We start from the raw sequence: 7,343 nt of genomic DNA, 5'->3' as shown, positions 1-7,343 counted from the left end.
CGCGAGCCGGCGGGGGTGTGAGCGCTCAGGCGGGCTGGTCGAGCGCGGGCTCCACGCCCGTGGCCTCGTGCTCGGCGCGCAGCACGGCGATGGCCGCCTCGAAGTCCTCGAGGGAGTCGAACGCCTGGTACACCGAGGCGTAGCGCAGGTAGGCCACCTCGTCGAGGGCGCGCAGCGGGGTGAGGACGGCGACCCCGACGTCGTGCGCGTCGACCTCGGCCCTGCCGGAGGAGCGGACGGCCTCCTCCACCTGCTGGGCGAGCAGCTTGAGCTGGTCCTCGCTGACCGGGCGCCCCTGGCAGGCCTTGCGCACGCCGGCGATGACCTTCTCGCGGCTGAACGCCTCCACGACGCCGGAGCGCTTGACCACCGTCAGGCTCGCGGTCTCGGCGGTGGTGAAGCGGCGCCCGCAGCTGGGGCAGGAGCGGCGCCGGCGGATGGAGGTGCCGTCGTCGGAGGTCCGCGAGTCCACCACCCGGGAGTCGGGGTGCTGGCAGAACGGGCAGTGCACGATCTCCACGACCTCTCACAAGCGGTGGGCGGCGTCCGCGGGGAAGACCACCAGATGTTGTGGACAACCGTAGGCGCGTGCTCACCGCGCGTGCAAGCACGCGAGCCCTGCGCGAGCCCTGCCCGAGCCGGCGGGAGCCGGCGCGGGCCGGCGCGGGCATAGGGCGGGGCTCAGCGGCGTTCACGGCCAGAGACGGTTGAGCGTTCAACGATCCGGGCCGGTGGCCCGAGCGGAGGCAGAGCAGCATGACGACGCGCACCCTGGCCGTGGTGGCCGCTGGACTGAGCACCCCCTCCTCGACCCGGCTGCTCGCCGACCGGCTCAGCGCCGCCACGACCGAGGCCCTGCGCGAGCGCGGCGTCGAGGTGCAGGTGCACGTCGTCGAGCTGCGCGAGCACGCCCGCGACCTCGCCGACGCCCTCGTCACCGGCTTCGCCGACCCCGCGCTGACCGCCGCGCAGGAGGCCGTGACCGGCGCGGACGGCGTCATCGTCGTGAGCCCGGTCTTCAGCGGCTCCTACAGCGGGCTGTTCAAGACCTTCTTCGACGTCCTCGACAAGGACGCCCTGACCGGCACGCCGGTGCTCATGGGCGCCACGGCCGGCACCGCGCGCCACTCCCTCGTGCTCGAGCACGCGATGCGCCCGCTGTTCTCCTACCTGCGGGCGCTCGTCGTCCCCACCGCCGTCTTCGCCGCGCCGGAGGACTGGGGCGCGGGAGAGGGCGGCGGGGCGTCGCTGACCAGCCGCATCGAGCGGGCCGCGGGCGAGCTGGCCGACCTCGTCGCCACCCGGCCGGCGTCCGCGCCCGTCGACCCGCTGCTGGGCTCCCCCACGGCTGCGGAGCTGCTCGGCCTGGCCTGAGGCGCCCTCCTCAGACGGGTGGCGCCTCCTGCCAGGGCGCGAGCTTGTCGGGGGCCACGACGACGGCGAGCTCGTGCACGGCGCCGTCCGCCACCGCGAGGTCCACGACGGCGGCCACGACGCCGCCGAGGCGGACCACGAGGCCGGTGCGCCCGTTGACCGGCGCGGCGACGACGGTGGCCGGCTGCCCGGTGGACGCCTGCTTGGTGAAGAGCCCGATGATGAAGCGCGCGACCTTCTCGCCGCCCTCGACGGGGCGCCGCGCCGCGCTGACGACGCCGCCGCCGTCGGAGCGCACGACGACGCCGGGGTCGAGCACCCGGGCCAGCGCCTCCAGGTCGCCGTCCTGGCAGGCGCGGGCGAAGGCCGCCACCACCGCGTCGCGCTCGGGGCCCGAGGCGGCGTAGCGGGGCTGGGCCCTCAGGTGGCGGCGGGCGCTGGTGGCGAGCTGGCGGCAGGCCTGCGGCGTGCGCCCCACGACCTCGGCCACCTCGTCGAAGGGCAGCCCGAACGCGTCGTGGAGGATCAGCGCCACCCGCTCGGCGGCGCTCAGCTGCTCCATCGCCACGAGCAGCGCCAGGGACACGGACTCCTCGAGCGTGACGACGTCCGCGGGGTCGGGGCCGGGCGCCGGGGCGACGCCCCCGCCGTCGAGCACCCCTGCCCCGGGCACCGGCTCGGGCAGCCAGACGCCGGTGTAGCGCTCTCGCCGGGCGCGCGCGGAGCCCAGCGCGTCCAGGCAGACCCGGCTGACCACCCGCGTCCGCCACGCGGCCGGCTCGTGCACCTGCGCCCGCCCGTCGGGCCCGAGCTGCTCCCAGCGCACGAGCCCCTCCTGGACGGCGTCCTCGGCGTCGTGCAGCGAGCCCAGCATGCGGTAGGCGACCCCGAGCAGCCGGCGGCGCTCGTCCTCGTCGACCGCGGTGCTCACCGGAGCGCCTCGGCGGCCGGGGTCGTGACGGCGAGGGCGGTGTCGGTCCGCGCGGCCCCCGCCGGGCCCGGCAGCGTCCGGTAGGCGCCCGGCAGGCGGCGCTCCCAGCGCGGGCTGCCCGCGGCGTAGCGGCAGATCGTCTCCTTGACCACGGCCGCCACCCTGCCACCGAGGACCAGCCGCCGGGGTGAGTCGTCGGCGCCGACCGCCTGGAGGACCCCGCCGCGCCGGCCGAGGCTGACGCACTGCGCGGCGAAGCCCGCGGAGACCACCGGCGCCGCCTCGCCCCGCAGCCGGGCCAGCACCGCGGCCGCCGCGCCGGCGCCCAGGGGCAGGGCCGCCGCGCAGCTCATCCGCAGGTGGGCACCCACCTGCGGCGGCAGGACGACGGCGTCACCGGCGCCCACGACGTCCGCGCCGCCGTCGACGCCGTGGTCCCCGGTGGCGGTGAGGTCCCCCGCCACGCGCAGCCGGCCGAGGGCGTCGACCGGCAGGCCGCTGCGGGCCGCGAGCTCGGGCGCCGCGAACGAGGCCGCCCACACGCAGGCGTCGAACGGCACCGAGCCGTCGTCGAGCACGACCTCGCCCGCGCGCACCTCCCGCACGCGCGCTCCGGCGCAGACCTCGACGCCGAGGGCGCGCAGCCGGCGCAGGACGCGGCGGCGGCCGCCCTCGCCCAGGCTCGGCGCGACCGGGCCGGCGGACAGCAGGGTCACCGCCAGGCCCGGGCGCCGCTCGGCCACCTCCGCGGCCACCTCGACGCCGGTGAGGCCACCGCCGACGACCGCGACGCGCGCGCCGCGGGGCAGCAGGGCCAGGTGGTCGCGGGCGGCCTCGGCGCCCGCGGCGTCGGCGACCAGGTGCGCGTGCTCGCGAGCGCCGGGCACGGCGGCGGAGGCCCGGCTGCCGACCGCCCAGACCAGGGTGTCGTAGCCGAGGTCGAGGCGCCCGGAGTCCGTGGCGACGCGCACGACGTGCGCCGCGGCGTCCACGTGCTCGGCCCTGCCGACCACCACCGCGGCTCGGGCGTGCAGGACGTCGGCCAGCGGCGTCCGCGCGTGCTCGCGGGTCCCGGCGGCCACCTCGTGCAGGCGGATGCGGTCGACGAAGTCCGGTGCCGGGTTGACCACGGTGAGCCGCACCCGCGCCGCCTCCTCGGCGGTGAGGGAGGCCAGGGTGCGGTTGGCGGCCATCACGCCGGCGTAGCCGGCTCCCAGGACCACCACGCGGTGCTCGGTCGCGGACGTGCTCATCGCTGCTCTCCCCTCGACGGCCGCCGTCTGCGACCCTCCACCCCACATGACGACGCAGGGCGCGCGGATGTGAGGTGCGGAAGGAGGGTGCGGCGTGGACGACCCGCCCGAGGAGGCCTACGGCCGCGTCACCGACCCGCAGCGCTACGCGCCCCTGCACGACGCCGCCCGGGCGCTGCTGGACCGCCTCGAGCGCGAGCACGACGTCGGGCGCGCCGAGGGGCTGCACCTCGACCCCGAGCTGGCCGAGCAGCCGTACGCGCTCTCGCTCGTGCGGCTGACCCCGCGCGACCCCGCCGCCGGGCCGCTGACCGTGCTCCTCACCTCCTTCCCCGGCCTGCACGTGCGCCTCGGGCGCTGGTACCACGAGGCCCTGCCGCACTGCGGCTGCGACGCCTGCGACGAGGACGTGGACGAGCTCGCCGAGGACCTCCTCCAGCTGGCCGACGCCCTGGTCACGGGCCGCCTCGCCGAGGAGCTCACCGGTGGGCGCTCCCCCGAGCTGCGCTACGCGCTGGCCCTCGACGGCGGAGGCTCGTCGGGCACCACGCCCCTGGACCGCGAGCGCGCGGCGGCCCTGGGACCGCCCGCCGAGCTGCTCTGGCGACCCTGGCCCTGACCCCCGCCAGCGCCGCCGTGCCACAGTGTCGCCGTGGACGATCTTGCGCCGGGGCGGTGGTTCCTCACCCAGGACGAGCGCGGCAACCCGGCGAGCGACCTGCACGCCGAGAGCGACGGCGGGCTGCCCTGGTCGCCGGGCAACGCGGTGCGCCCCCTCGTCCACGGCGCGACCTACTTCGCCCGCCTGCACGAGGAGCTGACCGCGCTGCAGGCCGGTGACCGCGTCTGGTTCACCGACTGGCGCGGCGACGCCGACGAGCGGCTGCTGCCCGACGGGCCCGAGGTCGGCGAGCTGCTCGCCGACCTGGCCCGCCGCGGCGTGGAGGTGCGCGGGCTGCTGTGGCGCTCGCACTCGGACCACCTGTCCTTCAACGCCCAGCAGAACCAGCGCCTGGGCCGGCAGATCAACGAGGCCGGCGGCGAGGCGCTGCTGGACCAGCGGGTGCGCCGCTTCGGCGCGCACCACCAGAAGCTCTTCCTCGTGCGCCACCGCGACGACCAGGCGCGCGACGTGGCGTTCGTCGGCGGCATCGACCTGTGCCACAGCCGCCGCGACGACGCCGAGCACGCCGGTGACCCGCAGGTGCAGCCGATGGACGCCCGCTACGGCCCGCACCCGCCCTGGCACGACGCGGCCCTGGAGCTGCGCGGCCCGGTGGTCGCCGACCTGCTCACCGCCTTCGCCGAGCGCTGGGACGACCCGACGCCGCTGGACCGCCGCACGCCGTACCGGATGCTCGTGCAGCGCGCGGCCCGGATGCCCCGCCACCCCACCCCCCTGCCGGAGGCCCTGCCGCCGCCCCCGCCGGCCGGCGAGCACGCGGTGCAGGTGCTGCGCACCTACGACGACAAGCGCCCGCGCTTCCCCTTCGCCCCGCGCGGGGAGCGCAGCATCGCCCGCGCCTACACGAAGGCCTTCGCGCGCGCCCGCTCCCTGATCTACGTCGAGGACCAGTACCTGTGGTCCCCGGAGGTGGCGCGCGGCATCGTCGAGGCGCTCGAGCGCTCCCCCGAGCTGCGCGTCATCGCCGTCGTCCCCCGCTTCCCGGACGCCGACGGGCGCGTCACCGGGCCGCCCAACCGGATCGGGCAGCTGCGGGCGCTGCGGATGCTGCGCGAGGCCGCGCCCGACCGGGTGGGCGTCTTCGACCTGGAGAACGCGGCCGGCACGCCGGTCTACGTGCACGCCAAGGTCTGCGTCGTCGACGACGTGTGGATGACCTGCGGCTCGGACAACTTCAACCGGCGCTCGTGGACCAGCGACAGCGAGCTGACCTGCGCCGTGGTCGACCCCGCCCGCGACGAGCGCGCACCGCGCGACCTCGACGCCGCCGGCGACGGCGCCCGGGTGCTGCCGCGCGGCCTGCGCCTGGGCCTGTGGGCCGAGCACCTCGGCCTGTCCCCCGACGACCCGCGGCTGCTCGACCCCGTGGAGGGCCTGGCCCTGTGGCGCGAGCGCGCCGGCGCGCTCGACGCCTGGCACGCGTCGGGCCGCGCCGGGTCGCGGCCGGGCGGGCACGCGCGCTCGCACGAGCCCGCCCCGGTCACGGCGCTGCAGCGCCTGTGGGCCGCGCCGCTGTACGAGGTGGTCTTCGACCCCGACGGGCGCCGCCCGAGCATGCGGTGGCGCCGGGAGTTCTGACCTCAGCCCGACCGGCGGGGCGGCACGGCCATGCGCTCGAGGTCGCGGGCGACCACGACGTCGCCGTGCTCCTCCCGCGCCTGCTCCAGCAGCGGCGCCAGGTCGCCGTAGCGCTGGGAGAAGTGGGTGAGCACCAGGCGCCGCGCCCCCGCGCGGGCGGCGACCCGGCCCGCCTGGCGCGCGGTGAGGTGACCGTACGGGGCGGCGAGCCCGGCGTCCGCGTCGGCGAACGTCGCCTCGCAGACGAGCAGGTCCGCGCCCTCGGCGAGGTGCAGCGCCCCCTCGCACCACCGCGTGTCCTGCACGAAGGCGAACCGCTGCCCCGGGCGCGGGGCGCTCACCTCCTCCAGGCGCACGACCCCGTCGCGTGCGGCGAGGGAGCCCTCGCGCTGGAGCCGGCCGACGTCCGGGCCGGCGACCCCCCGCGCCGCCAGCGCCCCGGGCAGCATCCGGCGCCCGTCCGGCTCGACGAGGCGGTAGCCGCAGCACGGCACCCGGTGGTCCAGCGCCACCGCCTCCAGCACCGCGCCGGCGAGGGCGAGCACCGGCCCGTCGCCGGCGACCGGGTGCGGCTCGGCGAGCACCGCGGCGTGGGCCGCCGCGCCGAGCAGGTGGGCCACGTGGCCCTCCGCGGCGGCGGGGAAGAGCAGCGGCACGGGCCGCGCCACGCCGTCCAGCGCCATCCGCTGCAGCACCCCGGGCAGCCCGAGGCTGTGGTCGCCGTGCGCGTGCGTGAGGGCGATCGCGCTGACCGAGGACGCCGTCACGCCGGCCAGGGTCATCTGGCGCTGCGTGCCCTCGCCGGGGTCGAGCAGCAGGCCCGCGCCGTCCCAGAGGAGCAGGTGGCCGTTGTGGTTGCGGGTTCGGGTGGGCACCGCCGAGGCCGTGCCGAGGACGACGAGCTCGCGCGCGGGCACGCCGGCGACGCTAGCCGCGTCAGAACAGCGGTGCCTGCTCGGCGTCGTCCAGCCCGGCGAGGTCGCCGACCGGCGGCGCGTCGAGGTCCCGGACGCCGCCCGCGCCGTCCTGGCCGATCGGCCGAGGCGCGTAGACCTGCCGCTTCTCGTGGTGCAGCACCTCGCCGGCGGTCTTCAGACGGCGCAGGGCGTGGCCGATCCGGGTGTCGAGCACCGCGAGGTCCTCCGGTGCGAGGCGCCCGGCGTAGGCGCCGGACAGCTCCCGGCGCAGGTCAGCGCGCCGCAGCCCGGCCGGGAAGCGGTGGAGCAGGTCGAGGATGCCGCGCTCGAGCGCGGCGTCGCCGACGCCTGCCCCGCGGGGCTCGCCCCCCAGCAGCAGCTGCTCCGCGTCGCTCACGACCCCATCGTCGCCCACGGCCGGGGGAAGACCGCGGCACGACGCACCGCGCGCCGGGTCCACCCCCGGGAGGACGGGAGGTTCCGGACACGGGGGGACGCGCCGGACGGGCCGGCGAGCGCACGCTGGGCGCACCGCCGGGCACCCGGCCCGGCGGCCCAGCACCGGAGGAAGCCATGTTGCTCGTCCTGTCCACCGCCGCGGCGCT

General features: G+C 77.9%; 8 protein-coding genes. 3 read left to right on the top strand and 5 right to left on the bottom strand.

The features are described 5' to 3' along the window. Positions 1-25: 25 nt before the first annotated feature. Positions 26-511 (bottom strand): transcriptional regulator NrdR, encoded by a 486-nt coding sequence (gene nrdR / locus AC5FZL_RS14155; protein WP_493619534.1) that lies wholly within the window; start codon positions 509-511, stop codon positions 26-28. Positions 512-756: 245 nt separating this feature from the next. On the opposite strand from nrdR, the gene AC5FZL_RS14150 reads away from it, so the two are divergent. Then, positions 757-1,374 carry an FMN reductase gene (locus AC5FZL_RS14150; RefSeq protein ID WP_493619533.1) on the top strand — a complete coding sequence of 206 codons (618 nt, stop codon included), beginning with the start codon at positions 757-759 and terminating at the stop codon, positions 1,372-1,374. Between the two features lie 10 nt (positions 1,375-1,384). On the opposite strand, the gene sigJ is transcribed toward AC5FZL_RS14150, so the two are convergent. Beyond that, positions 1,385-2,305 carry an RNA polymerase sigma factor SigJ gene (gene sigJ, locus AC5FZL_RS14145; RefSeq protein WP_493619532.1) on the bottom strand — a complete coding sequence of 307 codons (921 nt, stop codon included), beginning with the start codon at positions 2,303-2,305 and terminating at the stop codon, positions 1,385-1,387. Then, positions 2,302-3,558, bottom strand: coding sequence for an NAD(P)/FAD-dependent oxidoreductase (locus AC5FZL_RS14140; protein WP_493619531.1), 1,257 nt, complete (start codon positions 3,556-3,558; stop codon positions 2,302-2,304). Before AC5FZL_RS14140 ends, sigJ begins: the two co-directional genes overlap by 4 nt. Before the next feature lie 94 nt (positions 3,559-3,652). Here AC5FZL_RS14140 and AC5FZL_RS14135 point away from each other — a divergent pair, with 94 nt between their 5' ends. Further along, positions 3,653-4,177 (top strand): DUF6226 family protein, encoded by a 525-nt coding sequence (locus tag AC5FZL_RS14135; protein WP_493619530.1) that lies wholly within the window; start codon positions 3,653-3,655, stop codon positions 4,175-4,177. Between the two features lie 33 nt (positions 4,178-4,210). Beyond that, positions 4,211-5,821 (top strand): phospholipase D family protein, encoded by a 1,611-nt coding sequence (locus AC5FZL_RS14130; RefSeq protein WP_493619529.1) that lies wholly within the window; start codon positions 4,211-4,213, stop codon positions 5,819-5,821. Positions 5,822-5,823: 2 nt separating this feature from the next. Here the strand turns inward: AC5FZL_RS14130 and AC5FZL_RS14125 are convergent, their stop codons facing one another. Continuing rightward, positions 5,824-6,738 carry a ribonuclease Z gene (locus AC5FZL_RS14125; protein WP_493619528.1) on the bottom strand — a complete coding sequence of 305 codons (915 nt, stop codon included), beginning with the start codon at positions 6,736-6,738 and terminating at the stop codon, positions 5,824-5,826. Between the two features lie 19 nt (positions 6,739-6,757). Continuing rightward, positions 6,758-7,135, bottom strand: a complete 378-nt coding sequence (locus AC5FZL_RS14120) for a hypothetical protein (RefSeq protein WP_493619527.1) — start codon at positions 7,133-7,135, stop codon at positions 6,758-6,760. Between the last annotated feature and the right edge of the window lie 208 nt (positions 7,136-7,343).

Source organism: Quadrisphaera sp. DVD1, from assembly GCF_058932755.1.
This window is presented reverse-complemented; position numbering and strand designations above follow the sequence as displayed.

Excerpts from the sequence above, each read along its gene's own strand:
- AC5FZL_RS14150 (WP_493619533.1), top strand. The coding sequence starts at position 757 with ATGACGACGCGCACCCTGGCCGTGGTGGCCGCTGGACTGAGCACCCCC.
- AC5FZL_RS14140 (WP_493619531.1), bottom strand. The coding sequence starts at position 3,558 with ATGAGCACGTCCGCGACCGAGCACCGCGTGGTGGTCCTGGGAGCCGGC.